A 12,531-nucleotide genomic window follows, 5' to 3' on the forward strand; every position below is an offset into this window, starting at 1 on the left:
TCAGCTATTCGATTGCGGATTGGTATTCGCCGCCACGGCGCCCTTGCCGGCGCGGGCCGAGGTCGGCACCAGCGAGGTCTTCACATACTTGTCGCAGGCCGCGGTCAGCTCATCGAGCTTGCCTTCGAAGAAATGGTCGGCGCCCTGCACCTTCTTGTAGTCAATCTTGATGCCCTTCTGCAGCGACAGGCGCTGGGCCAGCTTGGCCACTTCCGCCTCCGACACGATCTTGTCGTCGGTGCCCTGGATGATCAGGCCCGAGGAGGGGCAGGGGGCGAGGAAGCCGAAATCATACATGCCGGCCGGCGGCGCCACCGAGATGAAGCCGTCGATCTCGGGCCGCCGCATCAGCAGCTGCATCGAGATCCAGGCGCCGAAGGAAAAGCCGGCGATCCACACGGCCGAGGCATTCGGGTTATAGGCCTGCAGCCAGTCGAGCGCCGAGGCGGCGTCCGACAATTCGCCGGTGCCGTGGTCGAAGGTGCCCTGGCTGCGGCCGACGCCGCGGAAGTTGAAGCGCAGCACCGAGAAGCCGCGCTTGGCGAAGACGTGAAACAGGTTATAGACAACCTTGTTGTTCATCGTCCCGCCATACAGCGGGTGCGGATGCAGGATCAGGGCAATCGGGGCATTGGCCTCCGGCCCGTGGGTATAACGGCCTTCCAGCCGCCCGTCGGGACCGGGGAAAATTATGTCTGGCATCTCAGCTCGTCGCTTTCGCCGGAATGGGGAGATTCGGCGCTGGATATTCGGTTGATCGCAAGCCAGTTTTACCATAGTTGGCAGCGCGAAATTCAAGCTTAAAAGCAAGGAAACGCCAAAGGCCCCATGATGGCTCCTCAGACAGCCCCGGTTTCTACTGTCGAAACGATGGCCGGACCAATCGCCGGACCAGTCTATCTCGACTACAACGCCACCGCGCCGCTGCGGCCGGAGGCGAAAGCGGCGGTTCTGGAAGCCCTTGCCGCGCCGGCCAATCCGTCCTCGGTGCACCGTTTCGGCCGCGCCGCCCGGGCGCTGGCCAGCCGTGCGCGCGCGCAGGTTGCCGCGCTGGTGGGCGCTGAACCCAAACGCGTGGTGTTCACCTCCGGCGGCACCGAGGCCAACAACCTGGCGCTCCGGCTGGCCATCCGGCAGGGCGGGGCGAAAAGCCTGGTCGTTGCCGCCATCGAGCATGACTCGGTGCTGCGGCCGGCCCGCCTGCTGGCGGCCGAGCTGGGGCTGCCGCTGCGTGAAGTGCCGGCGGGTTCGGATGGCATCGTGCCTCCGGCGGCCATGGCGGCCGCCCTCGATCAGGCGCCGCGCCCGGCCCTGGTGGCCCTCATGCTGGCCAACAACGAGACCGGGGCGATCCAGCCGGTGGCCGAGGTGACCCGGCTGGCCCATGCGGCCGGCGCCCTGGTGCTGACCGATGCGGTGCAGGCCGCCGGCAAGATCCCGGTCGACCTGGCGGCCCTGGGCTGCGACTTTCTCACCCTCTCGGCCCACAAGCTGGGTGGTCCCACCGGGGCAGGGGCGCTGGTGTTGCGCGACGACTGGACCCCGGCTCCCCTGATCGCCGGTGGTGGCCAGGAACTGGGCATGCGGGCAGGCACCGAAAACCTGTCCGGCATCGCCGGCTTCGGCGCGGCGGCCGAGGCCGCCCGGCTGGCCCTGCCCATGGAAGCCCCCCGGCTGGCGACCCTGCGCGACCGGCTGCAGGGCCTGATGCTGGCCGCCTGTCCCAAGGCAGCAATATACGGGGCTGTGGTCCATGGCGGGGTGGCTGCCCGCCTGCCCAACACGCTCTGCATCGGCCTGCCCGGCCTGCCGGCCGAGACCCAGGTGATGGCGCTCGACCTGGCCGGCGTGGCCGTGTCGGCCGGCTCGGCCTGCTCCTCGGGCAAGGTCACGCCCAGCCATGTGCTCACCGCCATGGGCCTGCCCGAGCAGGCCGCCCGCGAGGCCCTGCGCTTCAGCCTCGGCTGGGCCACCACGCCGGAGGATATCGAGCGGGCGGCAGCGGCCTGGATCGCGCTGGCGGACAGGAAACTGAAGTGATGTTTTGAATTATATTATAAATATAACTATTTGATTTTGTTTATATAAACAGATTCGTTTAAAGCATTTATCCGGTGGTGGGCCGGGCCGGGAAAATTGCCCGGTTTTGATCCTGCGCAAGGCATGCGCTGGTCGGACTCGGCTACGCATGGGGCCGGTTCGCCAACACGGAGTCGGTCATGGCAGAGGTTCAGGAGCAGGCGGAAGAGCTGGCAACGGAGGAGCAGGTCGCGGCGCTTGTGCGCGACTTCTATGCCGCCGCCGACGCCGATCCTTTGCTGGGTCCGATGTTCCGGGCGGTGATCCCGGACTGGCAGGGGCACCTGGCGGTGGTGACCGATTTCTGGTCCCGGGTGCTGCTGGGCACCGACCGTTACCAAGGCTGCGTCATGAGCGCCCATGGCAAGCTGCGCATGAGCGAGGCCCAGTTCGACCGCTGGCTGACCCTGTTCCGCCAGGCCGCCGAGGCCAACCTGCCGCCCTCGGGGCAGAAGCGGGTGATGGAGGCGGCCGGTTTCGTCGACGGGCGGCTGCGCCACTGGCAGGCCGCCATCCGCGACCGGGAGTCGGCGCCCCGGCCCGGCAGCTGAGGCGGGGGGTAACCTTGCAGCGGACTGGCCGGGACGATATATCCTCGCCCGCCCCAGTAACGGAGTCCCTGATGCCGAAAATGACCTTCATCCAGCCGGACGGGAAGCGCGTCGAGGTCGAGGCGCCCGTCGGCCTGTCGGTCCTGGAGATCGCCCACAAGCACGGCATCGATATCGAGGGCGCCTGCGAGGGCTCGCTGGCCTGCTCGACCTGCCACGTGATCGTCGACCCCGAATGGTATGGCAGGCTCACGGCCGCCAAGCCCGACGAGGAAGACATGCTGGATCTGGCCTTCGGCCTGACCAAGACCTCGCGGCTGGGCTGCCAGCTGATCATGACCCCGGCGCTGGATGGCCTGGTGGTCAGCCTGCCGACCGCCACCCGCAACATGATGTGAGGGCGCGGCCCTTCAGTCCTTGAAGTAGCCGGGGAAGCGGGCGCGGATCTCGGCGCTGAAGGCCAGCGACCGCGACAGGTGGTCGCGCACCTCCCGGCAGGCGGTGGCGGGGTCGCCGGCGGCGATGGCCTCCACGATGGCGGTGTGATCCCGGATCGTCTGGTCCACCTTGCCCTTCATCGGCAGGTGCAGGCGGCGCAGCCGCTCGATATGGCCGTTGCGCCGCTGCATGACCGTCCACAGATCGGGCACGCCGGCGGCGTCATACATCATGCGGTGCATGGCGCGGTCGGTGGCGTTGAACTGCACCAGGTCACCAGCTTCGGCAAAAGCCCTCTGCAGCTTCAGATTCTGCCGCAGCCGCGCGACCAGCTCTGGATCGGGATCGCTCGCCAGATTGTAGGCCACCTCCACCTCGATGGAGCGGCGCAGGAAGGCGGCCTGGCGGGCATGGTCCAGGTCGATCCGGCTCACCATGGTGGCGTGCTGGGGGAAGATGTCGACCAGGGATTCCTCGGCCAGCTTCATCAGCGCGTCGCGGATCGGGGTGGAGCTGAGGCCGAAGCGCAGCTGCAGCTCCTGCCGCGACAGCACCGTGCCCGGCGCCAGCTCCAGGTTGATGATCGCCTCGCGGAGTTGCTCGAACACCTGCGGCGCCGCATGGCGGGTGCGGTCGCGGGTCGGTTGCAGACTGGAGGTGAAGCTGCCCATCGATTCCCTGTCTCAAGGTCCCCCTGTTTAACCCGTCCGCGGTCCGGGCGGGAAGGCAAAGCCGCCGCCGGCAAGCGAAGGGCGCAGGCCGTTCTTCTGGCATGTTCTAGCACGCCATCCGAATTGACGCACTAATGCATTAGTGTTTCAATGCCGGCATAACAAGACCGAGGAGGAACCCGATGAAACCCATCCGTATCCTGGCGGCTGCCCTGGCCGCCGCCATGTTCGCCGCCGCGCCCGCCGTGCTGGCCGCCGGCTATCCCGACCGCACCATCACCATCATTGTGCCATTCCCCGCCGGCGGCGCCTCCGACATCACCGGCCGCCAGATCGCCGCCAAGCTGGGCGAGACCATCGGCCAGACCGTGATCATCGACAACCGCGCGGGCGCCAACGGCTCACTTGGTGCCGGACTGGTCAAGCAGGCCAAGCCCGACGGCTATACGCTGCTGGTCGGTTCGATCGGCGTCTATGCCATCAATCCGGCCCTGTTCAAGGACCTGAAATACGATCCGCTGAAGGATTTCGACCTGCTCAGCGTGGCCGTGCGCACGCCCAATGTGCTGGTCGCACATCCCGGCTTTCCGGCCAACAGCGTCGCCGAATTGATCGCCTATATGAAAAAGAACCCTGACAAGGTGTCGTTCGCCTCGTCCGGCACGGGCTCGTCCGATCACCTGACCGCGGCCCTGTTCATGCAGAAGACCGGCGCCACCGGTGTGCATGTACCCTATAAGGGCGGTGCGCCGGCGATCACCGACCTGATCGGCGGCCATGCCAATGTCTCGTTCCAGAATCTGGGCGCCATCGCCAATCATGTGAAGGCCGGCAAGCTGAAGGCCCTGGCCGTTACCGCCGAGAAGCGTACCGCGGTACTGCCCGACGTGCCGACGATGGCGGAAGCAGGCGTGAAGGGCGTTGATGTCTATTCCTGGCAGGCCGCCGCCGCCCCCAAGGGCCTGCCGGCCGATGTACGGGCCAAGCTGGAAAGCCAGATCATCGCCGGCCTCAAAACAGCCGACAGCACGGCGAAGTTCAACGAGATCGGTTTCGACGTGGTGGCCAATACCGGCAAGGAATTCGAAAGTTTCCTCGCCGCCGAAATTGCCCGCTGGAAGAGCGTGATCGAAACCGGCAAGATTACCGCCGAATAAGCAACAAGAATCGCAGGCGGCGGGATCACCCTGCCGCCTGCATTTGCTGAGTAGGGATAATGTCAGACAAAAAAAAGACCCCCGATCAACTGCGCTCAGCGCGCTGGTTCGCGCCCGACGACCTGCGCAGTTTCGGCCACCGCTCGCGCATCATGCAGATGGGCTATGCGAGCGTGGAATGGACCGGCAAGCCGCTGATCGCCATCGTCAACACCTGGTCCGACATCAATCCCTGCCACGCCCATTTCAAGCATCGCGTGGAAGACGTGAAGCGCGGCGTGCTGCAGGCCGGCGGCCTGCCGATCGAACTGCCCGCCATCTCGGTCTCGGAAAGCTTCGTCAAGCCGACCACCATGCTCTACCGCAACATGCTGGCGATGGAGACCGAGGAACTGATCCGCAGCCACCCGGTCGACGGCGTGGTGCTGATGGGCGGCTGCGACAAGTCCACGCCCGGCCTGCTGATGGGCGCCACCAGCGCCGGCCTGCCGATGATCTACTTGCCGGCCGGCCCGATGCTGCGCGGGAACTGGAAAGGCAAAATCCTCGGCTCGGGCTCGGATGCCTGGAAATTCTGGGACGAGCGTCGGGCGGGCAACATTTCCGACCGCGACTGGAACGACATAGAGGCCGGTATCGCGCGCTCTTACGGCACCTGCATGACCATGGGCACGGCCGCCACCATGATGGCGATTACGGAAGCCATTGGCATGACCCTGCCGGGCGCCTCCTCGATTCCGGCGGCGGATGCCAACCATATTCGCATGAGCAGCGATTGCGGCCGCCGCATCGTCGACATGGTGTGGGAGGACCTGACGCCGGCCAAGATCCAGACCCGCAAGGCTTACGAGAATGCCATTGCGGTGGCCATGGCCATGGGCTGCTCGACCAATGCCATCATCCATCTGATCGCCATGGCGCGTCGTGCCGGGCAGGATATCGGTCTGGAGGATTTCGAGATCGCCTCGCGCAAGGTGCCGGTGATCGCCAATATCCGGCCCTCGGGCGAAGCCTATCTGATGGAGGATTTCTTCTATGCCGGCGGCCTGCCGGCGCTGATGGGCCGGATCAGGCCGCATCTGCATCTGGATGTGGTGACGGTGACGGGACAGACCCTGGCCGAGAACATCGCCCATGCCCAGGTCTATAACGACGACGTCATCCGCAGCGTGGACAATCCGATCTATGCCGAAGGCGCGCTGGCGGTGCTGAAAGGCAACCTCGCGCCCGATGGCTGCGTGATCAAGCCCAGCGCCTGCGACCCGCGCTTTTTGAAGCATTCCGGCCCGGCTTTGGTGTTCGACGATTACCCGTCGATGAAAAAGGCGGTGGAGGATGAAAACCTCGATGTGACGCCTGACCATGTGCTGATCCTGCGCAACGCGGGCCCATTGGGCGGCCCCGGCATGCCGGAATGGGGCATGTTGCCGATTCCGAAGAAGCTGGTGAAGCAGGGCGTGCGCGACATGGTGCGCATTTCCGATGCGCGCATGAGCGGCACCAGCTATGGCGCCTGCATTCTGCATGTGGCGCCCGAATCCTATATCGGCGGGCCGCTGGCGCTGGTGCGCAACGGCGACATCATCAGCATCGATGTCGACAAGCGCAGCATTTCCCTCGACGTGCCCGAGGCCGAGCTGGCCAAGCGCCGAGCGGAGTGGAAACAGCCTGAGCCACGTTACGAGCGCGGCTATGGCTGGATGTTCTCCAAGCATATCAAACAGGCCGACCAGGGCTGCGATTTCGATTTCCTCGAAACCGCCTTCGGCGCCCCGGTGCGCGAACCCGACATTTTCTGAGCAGGACAAATCCTCATGCCCCTAAAGCCTGAAACCCGCGACAAGCTGAAGACGGTCAGCACCGCCACTTTGGCCACGGCGCTCTACAAGCGCGGCCTGCGCAACCAGTTCATCCAGGATGTGCAGCCGCTCAATCCCGCGCTGCCGACCATGGTGGGCGAGGCCTTCACCCTGCGCTACATGCCCGCCCGCGAGGACCTGAACCCGATCACCGTGTTCCAGAATCCCGAACACCCGCAGCGCAAGGCAGTGGAAATCTGCCCGCCTGGCGCGGTGCTGGTGATGGATAGCCGCAAGGATGCCCGCGCCGCTTCGGCCGGTTCGATCCTGATCTCGCGCCTGATGATGCGCGGCGTGGCCGGCGTGGTCACCGATGGCGGTTTCCGCGATTCCGCCGAAATCGCGCAGCTGAAGATTCCCGCCTTCCACAGCCGGCCCTCGGCGCCGACGAACCTGACCCTGCACCAGGCCATCGACATCAACGTGCCGATCGGCTGCGGCGACGCGCCGGTGTTTCCCGGCGACGTGATCGTGGGCGATGCCGACGGCGTAATGGTGATCCCGGCCGGGATCGCCGACGAGATCGCCAATGAGGCCGTGGAGATGACAGCGTTTGAGGATTTCGCCACCGAGCAGGTGCTGAATGGGCGCTCGATCCGCGGCCTCTATCCCGCGACCGATCCGCAGACCAAGGTGGATTTCGAAGCCTGGCGCAGGCAGAAGGGCCGCTAGCCGAGCGCCTGGCCGGCCGGCACCAGCCGGGCGCTGGCGGTGGCGCGGCAGAGCAGGCGGCCCTCTGAATCACTGAGCTGGCCTTCGAGGAAAGCGATGGTGCGGCCGGACTGCACCACGCTGGCCTCGCCGATCAGCAGTCCGGGTTTTGCCGGGTTGAGGAAACTGATCGCCAGGTCGATGGTGGAGCAATATTGCGCGCCATCGGTCTTGAGCCACAGGGCCGGGCCCATGGTGTCGTCCAGCATGGCGGCGAGGATGCCGCCCTGGATGAAACCGGCCGGGTTGCGGAAGTCGGGCTTGCCCTCGAAGCCGATGCGCACCCAGCCGCGTTCGGCATCATGGTCGAGCATGCGCCAGCCGAGCAGCAGGGCAGAGGGCGGCATCGGGATGCGGTCGAGCGCGGTGGTGGCTGGGGAGGCGGCGAGGGTGGCGGTCATGGCGGGTCCGGCAGCTGATGATGGCCGGAGGATAAGCCAGCCCTGCTGACAGCATCATGGCGGCAGCAGCGCGTCGCCTGTCCGGGAGGAGAATAAACAGTTCCATTATGTTGATTGATATCAATGCTTGATTCCGGGTGGGGAAAGTAAATATCAGGCTGTTCAAGGCGCTGGAATCGTATTATATGTACACATATGATTTAGGCCGTGAGTTCCGGTCAGCCTTGCTGTATTTCCGCGCTGCCCCAGAAAAATATCGAGCCGAGCCATGACGTCACCTGCCGCTGCCACAGTTGTTGCCGAAACGGCGCCCTCGCATCCGCTGCTCAAGCCCGGCGGCAACTTGCGCGAGGAGACGGTGACCTATGTGCATCACTGGACCGACACGCTGTTCACCTTCAAGACGACGCGCGATCCCAGCTTCCGTTTCATCAACGGCCAGTTCGCCATGATCGGGCTGATCGTCGACAACAAGCCGCTGCTGCGCGCCTATTCGATGGTCAGCGCCAATTACGAGGAGTTCCTCGAATTCCTCTCGATCAAGGTGCCGGATGGTCCGCTGACCTCCCGCCTTCAGCACATCAAGGTGGGCGACCGCATCATCGTCGGCAAGAAGGCGACCGGCACGCTGCTGCAGGACAACCTCACGCCGGGCAAGACGCTGTATCTGCTTTCGACCGGCACCGGCCTGGCGCCCTTCATGTCGGTGATCAAGGATCCGGATGCCTATGAGCGGTTCGAGAAGATCGTGTTGGTGCATGGCGTGCGCACGGTCGGCGAGCTGGCTTACGAGGATTTCATCCTGAAGGAGCTGCCTTCGAATGAATTCTTCGGCGACGTGGTGAAGCAGAAGCTGGTCTATTACCCGACCGTGACGCGCGAGGCCTATCGTAACCAGGGCCGCGTCACCGACCTGATTTCCTCGGGCAAGCTGTTCAGCGATCTCGGCCTGCCGCCGCTGGACAAGGAAACCGACCGCATCATGCTGTGCGGCAGTCCCGGCATGCTGGCCGACATGCGCGGCATGCTGGAAGGCCTGGGCTGGCAGGAAGGCTCGACCACCGGCGCCGGCCAGTATGTGATCGAGAAGGCGTTTGTTGAGCAGTAAGGCTGGCGTCGAACAGTAAGCGCGGCCATCCTTCCCGAGTGGGAAGGTTATCGTCATTATTTCCGCCGGTTTCCCTCCCGCCATGAATGGCGCATAGTCGCCACCGGGTTGCCTTGAGGCGAGACCGGAGATGGGCGATGGCGGATGAGCCACGGCATGATCATGCGGCGCACGAGCATCATCACCATCATCATGCGCCTGCGCATGACGAACGCGCACCGGAATCCGTAGCTTCCGGCACGATCTATACCTGCCCGATGCACCCGCAGATCCGCCGCAGCGCGCCGGGCAACTGCCCAATCTGCGGCATGGCGCTGGAGCCCGAGCTGCCGGCCGGCGAGGCGGGACCCAGCGCCGAGTTGCGCGACATGACGCGCCGCTTCTGGATCGGCCTTGTGCTGACCCTGCCGGTCTTTGCGCTGGAGATGGGCGCGCATCTGGCCGATCTGCATCATCTGATCCCGCCCGCCGTCTCGAATATCCTCCAGATGCTGTTCGCCAGCCCGGTGGTGCTGTGGGCCGGCTGGCCGTTTTTCCAGCGGGGCTGGCAATCGCTGGTCAGTCGGAATCTGAACATGTTCACGCTGATTGCCATGGGCGTCGGCGTCGCCTGGCTCTACAGCATGGTGGCGGTATTGGCGCCCCAGATCTTTCCACCGGCCTTCCGTGGCGATGCAGGGAGCGTGGCCGTGTATTTCGAGGCCGCCGCCGTCATCACCGTCCTGGTGCTGCTGGGGCAGGTTCTGGAGTTACGGGCGCGCGAGCAGACTTCGGGCGCGATCCGCGCCCTGCTCGACCTGGCGCCGCGCACGGCGCGGCGCATCCGCGAGGATGGCAGTGACGAGGAAGTGTCGTTCGACGTCATCGTCGTGGGCGACCGGCTGCGCGTCAGGCCTGGCGAAAAGGTGCCGGTCGATGGCGCCGTGCTGGAGGGCCGGTGTTCGGTCGATGAATCGATGGTGACCGGCGAGTCGATGCCGGTGACCAAGGCGCCCGGGGCCAGGGTGATCGCCGGCACGCTGAACCAGACCGGCAGCTTCATCATGCAGGCCGAAAAGGTCGGCCAGGACACCATGCTGTCGCGCATCGTGCATATGGTGGCGCAGGCGCAGCGCAGTCGCGCGCCGATCCAGCGCCTGGCCGACGAGGTGTCTGGCTGGTTCGTGCCGCTGGTCATTCTCGTGGCATTGCTGGCCTTTGCCGCCTGGGCGATTTGGGGACCGCAACCGCGCTTCGCCTTCGGTTTGGTCGCTGCCGTATCGGTGCTGATCATCGCCTGTCCCTGCGCGCTCGGCCTCGCCACGCCGATGTCGATCATGGTCGGCGTTGGCCGGGGAGCGCAAAGCGGCGTGCTGATCAAGAATGCCGAAGCGCTGGAGCGGCTGGAGAGGATCGACACGATCGTGGTCGACAAGACGGGGACGCTCACTGAGGGCAAACCACGCCTGACGGCGATCCGGGCGGCGGCCGGTTTCGACGAGGCGGAATTGCTGCGTCTGGCCGCCAGCCTGGAACGCGGCAGCGAGCATCCGCTGGCGGCGGCGATTGTCGAGGCGGCTCTGGCGCGGAATCTGGTGCTGGGGGAAGCGAGCGGTTTCGACAGCCCGGTCGGCAAGGGCGTAACCGGGCAGGTCGGGGGGCATCGGCTGGTGATCGGCAATGCCACCTTCCAGCAGGAGAGCGGCGTGGCGATCGCGGATCTGGTCCAGGCTGCCGAGGCGCTGCGCCACGATGGCGCGACCGCGATTTTCATCGGCGTCGATGGTCAGGCCGCCGGCATCCTGGCCATTGCCGACCCGGTCAAGGCATCCACGCCCGGCGCCGTGCTGGCATTGCAGGCCGAAGGCATCCGCGTGGTGATGCTGACGGGCGACAACCGCACCACGGCCGAGGCGGTGGCGCGCCGTCTCGGCATCACCGAGGTTGAGGCCGATGTGTTGCCGGATCACAAGAGCGCGGTGGTGGAGCGGCTGCGCCGCGAAGGGCGGGTGGTGGCCATGGCCGGCGACGGGGTCAACGATGCGCCGGCGCTGGCGGCGGCCGATGTCGGCATTGCCATGGGGACGGGCACCGATGTGGCCATCGAGAGCGCCGGCGTCACCCTGCTGAAGGGCGATCTGCAGGGAATCCTGAAGGCCCGGCGGCTGTCGGAAGCAACAATGCGCAATATCAGGCAGAACCTGTTTTTCGCCTTCATCTACAATGCGGCCGGCGTGCCGATTGCGGCGGGTGCGCTCTATCCGGTCTTCGGATTGCTGCTGTCGCCGGTCATTGCCGCGGCGGCGATGGCGCTGTCTTCAGTCAGCGTGATCGGCAATGCCCTGCGCCTGAGGCTGACCCAGGTCAACTAGGCCCAGGTCAACTAGGCCCTGGTCGGCTAGGGACCGCTACGGCCGAGCGCCTGCATCAACGCGGCGCCGGCCCAGGTGGCGGCCACACAGACCAGCACCGAGATGGCCACATTGCCGCCGGCCCGCAGCAGCAGGCCCTCGCGCAGCAACCCCAGGGTCTGCAGGCTGAAGCTGGAAAAGGTGGTGAAGCCGCCGCAGATGCCAACCATCAGGAATAGCCGGGCGGAATCGCTCAACCCCCAGCGGCTCTCGCCGGCCGCCATGGCGGCAAAGATGCCGATGGCGAACGAGCCGGCGATATTGACCAGCACCGTGCCCCAGGGAAATCCCATGTTGAGCCGCCCGTCGATGGCGCCGGCCATCCAGTAGCGGGCGATGCTGCCCAGCGCGCCACCGGCGGCGATGTAGAAATAGGCGGTCATATCGGGGCGACGCTAGCGATTTTTGTCGCAGGCGTCAAAGCACGCTTGGCCGGCGCCACGGCCTTGGCTAGTCTGCGCGCCATGACCGCGAGTCCCGATTTCACCGAATTTGTCCAGGAACTGTTCGCCCCGCTGGGCGGCATCAGCATCCGCCGCATGTTCGGCGGCGCCGGCATCTACTGCCGTGGCGTGATGTTCGGCCTGATCGCGGAGGACACCATCTACCTCAAGGCCGATGGCGAGAGCAGCAAGGCCTTCCTGGCGCGGGGCTGCACGCCCTTTGTCTATGACGGCAAGGGCAGGCCGGTGCAGATGAGCTACTGGCAGATGCCGGCCGAACTGGTCGACGACCAGGACGAGGCCGTGGCCTGGGCGAAAACCGCGCTGGGCGTCGCCAAAGCCCAGAAGGCGGCCACCCCGCCGCCGTCGCGCCGCATCACGCTGGGCGCTGCCCGCCGCCGGTAGGCGGCGCCGATCAGACAAAACGATCAGGTAAAAATGGGACCCCGGCTCAAGGCCGGGGTGACGATGTTTTCTCGGCCCACAATAGTCGTCATGCCGGACCTGACCCGGCATCCCATTTGCGAATGATGGCGTGGTTAATTCACGCTGCCTTGTCCCGCGTGTCGCCGCGCGCCAGTGCCATCGCCTCGGTCAGCACGGCGGCATCGCCGATATGGTTGGCCAGCAGCAGCGTAAGCTTGGCCATGGTTTTCTGCGCCGTGGCGTCGTCCAGGCCTTCGGTCATTTTCACCAGCGCCGCGTAGAAGGCATCGGCATCGG

Annotated in this window: 14 protein-coding genes; 9 read left to right on the top strand and 5 right to left on the bottom strand. The window is 65.6% G+C overall.

All coding sequences use genetic code 11. The annotated features are described in order from the left end of the window. Entirely contained in the window at positions 1–702 is a 702-nt protein-coding gene (locus Q1J79_RS20350; protein WP_300304377.1) for an alpha/beta hydrolase, read from the bottom strand. A 168-nt stretch (positions 703–870) separates the two neighbouring features. On the opposite strand from Q1J79_RS20350, the gene Q1J79_RS20355 reads away from it, so the two are divergent. The 3 genes from Q1J79_RS20355 to Q1J79_RS20365 all read left to right on the top strand — a co-directional run bounded on the left by Q1J79_RS20355 (position 871) and on the right by Q1J79_RS20365 (position 3,028). Beyond that, positions 871–2,040 (top strand): cysteine desulfurase family protein, encoded by a 1,170-nt coding sequence (locus tag Q1J79_RS20355; protein WP_300304380.1) that lies wholly within the window; start codon positions 871–873, stop codon positions 2,038–2,040. 179 nt (positions 2,041–2,219) lie between these two features. Then, positions 2,220–2,630 (top strand): group III truncated hemoglobin, encoded by a 411-nt coding sequence (locus Q1J79_RS20360; protein ID WP_300304383.1) that lies wholly within the window; start codon positions 2,220–2,222, stop codon positions 2,628–2,630. Positions 2,631–2,701: 71 nt separating this feature from the next. Further along, the gene (locus Q1J79_RS20365) at positions 2,702–3,028 is read left to right on the top strand and encodes a ferredoxin family 2Fe-2S iron-sulfur cluster binding protein (protein WP_300304385.1); all 327 of its coding nucleotides are present in this window, start codon (positions 2,702–2,704) and stop codon (positions 3,026–3,028) included. Positions 3,029–3,040: 12 nt separating this feature from the next. Here the strand turns inward: Q1J79_RS20365 and Q1J79_RS20370 are convergent, their stop codons facing one another. Beyond that, entirely contained in the window at positions 3,041–3,739 is a 699-nt protein-coding gene (locus Q1J79_RS20370) for a GntR family transcriptional regulator (protein WP_300304388.1), read from the bottom strand. Positions 3,740–3,921: 182 nt separating this feature from the next. Here Q1J79_RS20370 and Q1J79_RS20375 point away from each other — a divergent pair, with 182 nt between their 5' ends. The 3 genes from Q1J79_RS20375 to Q1J79_RS20385 are packed head-to-tail and all read left to right on the top strand — an operon-like array spanning position 3,922 to position 7,427. After that, the gene (locus tag Q1J79_RS20375) at positions 3,922–4,896 is read left to right on the top strand and encodes a tripartite tricarboxylate transporter substrate binding protein (protein ID WP_300304391.1); all 975 of its coding nucleotides are present in this window, start codon (positions 3,922–3,924) and stop codon (positions 4,894–4,896) included. Positions 4,897–4,955: 59 nt separating this feature from the next. After that, positions 4,956–6,695, top strand: coding sequence for an L-arabinonate dehydratase (gene araD / locus Q1J79_RS20380; RefSeq protein ID WP_300304394.1), 1,740 nt, complete (start codon positions 4,956–4,958; stop codon positions 6,693–6,695). A 15-nt stretch (positions 6,696–6,710) separates the two neighbouring features. Continuing rightward, on the top strand, positions 6,711–7,427 hold the full coding sequence (locus Q1J79_RS20385; RefSeq protein WP_300304397.1) for a ribonuclease activity regulator RraA: 717 nt from the start codon (positions 6,711–6,713) through the stop codon (positions 7,425–7,427). On the opposite strand, the gene Q1J79_RS20390 is transcribed toward Q1J79_RS20385, so the two are convergent. Further along, entirely contained in the window at positions 7,424–7,867 is a 444-nt protein-coding gene (locus tag Q1J79_RS20390; protein WP_300304400.1) for a PaaI family thioesterase, read from the bottom strand. The two genes, Q1J79_RS20385 and Q1J79_RS20390, sit on opposite strands and share 4 nt — an antisense overlap. A gap of 268 nt (positions 7,868–8,135) precedes the next feature. Here Q1J79_RS20390 and Q1J79_RS20395 point away from each other — a divergent pair, with 268 nt between their 5' ends. Together Q1J79_RS20395 and Q1J79_RS20400 are read left to right on the top strand one after the other, a co-directional pair. Next, positions 8,136–8,975: a ferredoxin--NADP reductase gene (locus Q1J79_RS20395; protein ID WP_300304403.1), complete on the top strand. Its 840-nt coding sequence runs from the start codon at positions 8,136–8,138 to the stop codon at positions 8,973–8,975. A gap of 137 nt (positions 8,976–9,112) precedes the next feature. After that, complete coding sequence (locus Q1J79_RS20400) at positions 9,113–11,326, top strand: copper-translocating P-type ATPase (RefSeq protein WP_300304404.1); 2,214 nt, start codon at positions 9,113–9,115, stop codon at positions 11,324–11,326. Positions 11,327–11,352: 26 nt separating this feature from the next. On the opposite strand, the gene crcB is transcribed toward Q1J79_RS20400, so the two are convergent. After that, positions 11,353–11,748 (bottom strand): fluoride efflux transporter CrcB, encoded by a 396-nt coding sequence (gene crcB, locus Q1J79_RS20405; RefSeq protein ID WP_300304406.1) that lies wholly within the window; start codon positions 11,746–11,748, stop codon positions 11,353–11,355. A gap of 81 nt (positions 11,749–11,829) precedes the next feature. On the opposite strand from crcB, the gene Q1J79_RS20410 reads away from it, so the two are divergent. Next, positions 11,830–12,213 (top strand): TfoX/Sxy family protein, encoded by a 384-nt coding sequence (locus tag Q1J79_RS20410; protein WP_300304409.1) that lies wholly within the window; start codon positions 11,830–11,832, stop codon positions 12,211–12,213. A gap of 139 nt (positions 12,214–12,352) precedes the next feature. Here the strand turns inward: Q1J79_RS20410 and Q1J79_RS20415 are convergent. Beyond that, positions 12,353–12,531 (bottom strand): DUF2783 domain-containing protein (locus Q1J79_RS20415; RefSeq protein WP_300304412.1); only part of this gene is annotated, 179 nt, incomplete at its 5' end.

The organism is Ferrovibrio sp. (assembly GCF_029255545.1).
Taxonomy (GTDB): Bacteria; Pseudomonadota; Alphaproteobacteria; order Ferrovibrionales; family Ferrovibrionaceae; genus Ferrovibrio.

What these genes read in the sequence shown, in the direction of transcription:
- Q1J79_RS20350 (WP_300304377.1), bottom strand. Translation starts at nt 702, where the DNA reads ATGCCAGACATAATTTTCCCCGGTCCCGACGGGCGGCTGGAAGGCCGT.
- Q1J79_RS20355 (WP_300304380.1), top strand. Translation starts at nt 871, where the DNA reads ATGGCCGGACCAATCGCCGGACCAGTCTATCTCGACTACAACGCCACC.
- Q1J79_RS20360 (WP_300304383.1), top strand. Translation starts at nt 2,220, where the DNA reads ATGGCAGAGGTTCAGGAGCAGGCGGAAGAGCTGGCAACGGAGGAGCAG.
- Q1J79_RS20365 (WP_300304385.1), top strand. Translation starts at nt 2,702, where the DNA reads ATGCCGAAAATGACCTTCATCCAGCCGGACGGGAAGCGCGTCGAGGTC.
- Q1J79_RS20370 (WP_300304388.1), bottom strand. Translation starts at nt 3,739, where the DNA reads ATGGGCAGCTTCACCTCCAGTCTGCAACCGACCCGCGACCGCACCCGC.
- Q1J79_RS20375 (WP_300304391.1), top strand. Translation starts at nt 3,922, where the DNA reads ATGAAACCCATCCGTATCCTGGCGGCTGCCCTGGCCGCCGCCATGTTC.
- araD (WP_300304394.1), top strand. Translation starts at nt 4,956, where the DNA reads ATGTCAGACAAAAAAAAGACCCCCGATCAACTGCGCTCAGCGCGCTGG.
- Q1J79_RS20385 (WP_300304397.1), top strand. Translation starts at nt 6,711, where the DNA reads ATGCCCCTAAAGCCTGAAACCCGCGACAAGCTGAAGACGGTCAGCACC.
- Q1J79_RS20390 (WP_300304400.1), bottom strand. Translation starts at nt 7,867, where the DNA reads ATGACCGCCACCCTCGCCGCCTCCCCAGCCACCACCGCGCTCGACCGC.
- Q1J79_RS20395 (WP_300304403.1), top strand. Translation starts at nt 8,136, where the DNA reads ATGACGTCACCTGCCGCTGCCACAGTTGTTGCCGAAACGGCGCCCTCG.
- Q1J79_RS20400 (WP_300304404.1), top strand. Translation starts at nt 9,113, where the DNA reads ATGGCGGATGAGCCACGGCATGATCATGCGGCGCACGAGCATCATCAC.
- crcB (WP_300304406.1), bottom strand. Translation starts at nt 11,748, where the DNA reads ATGACCGCCTATTTCTACATCGCCGCCGGTGGCGCGCTGGGCAGCATC.
- Q1J79_RS20410 (WP_300304409.1), top strand. Translation starts at nt 11,830, where the DNA reads ATGACCGCGAGTCCCGATTTCACCGAATTTGTCCAGGAACTGTTCGCC.